Raw genomic sequence first — 820 nt, forward strand, 5'->3', positions numbered from 1 at the left:
GGCACTGTTGCAAATAGTCGGTGGTGATAAACTTATCATCCCCTTTTGCTGATGGAGCTGCACATGAACCCATTCAAAGGCCGGCATTTTCAGCGTGACATCATTCTGTGGGCCGTACGCTGGTACTGCAAATACGGCATCAGTTACCGTGAGCTGCAGGAGATGCTGGCTGAACGCGGAGTGAATGTCGATCACTCCACGATTTACCGCTGGGTTCAGCGTTATGCGCCTGAAATGGAAAAACGGCTGCGCTGGTACTGGCGTAACCCTTCCGATCTTTGCCCGTGGCACATGGATGAAACCTACGTGAAGGTCAATGGCCGCTGGGCGTATCTGTACCGGGCCGTCGACAGCCGGGGCCGCACTGTCGATTTTTATCTCTCCTCCCGTCGTAACAGCAAAGCTGCATACCGGTTTCTGGGTAAAATCCTCAACAACGTGAAGAAGTGGCAGATCCCGCGATTCATCAACACGGATAAAGCGCCCGCCTATGGTCGCGCGCTTGCTCTGCTCAAACGCGAAGGCCGGTGCCCGTCTGACGTTGAACACCGACAGATTAAGTACCGGAACAACGTGATTGAATGCGATCATGGCAAACTGAAACGGATAATCGGCGCCACGCTGGGATTTAAATCCATGAAGACGGCTTACGCCACCATCAAAGGTATTGAGGTGATGCGTGCACTACGCAAAGGCCAGGCCTCAGCATTTTATTATGGTGATCCCCTGGGCGAAATGCGCCTGGTAAGCAGAGTTTTTGAAATGTAAGGCCTTTGAATAAGACAAAAGGCTGCCTCATCGCTAACTTTGCAACAGTGCC

At 52.4% G+C, this 820-nt stretch carries 1 protein-coding gene; it reads left to right on the forward strand.

Annotated elements, in window-relative coordinates:
* The first annotated feature begins 63 nt into the window (after nucleotides 1–63).
* Nucleotides 64–768, forward strand: a complete 705-nt coding sequence (locus tag ACLH1I_RS26590) for an IS6-like element IS26 family transposase (protein WP_001067855.1) — start codon at nucleotides 64–66, stop codon at nucleotides 766–768.
* The last annotated feature ends 52 nt before the right edge of the window (nucleotides 769–820 follow it).

It is taken from the genome of Klebsiella sp. 1SOBk10mer (assembly GCF_046602535.1).
Lineage (GTDB): Bacteria > Pseudomonadota > Gammaproteobacteria > Enterobacterales > Enterobacteriaceae > Klebsiella > Klebsiella quasipneumoniae.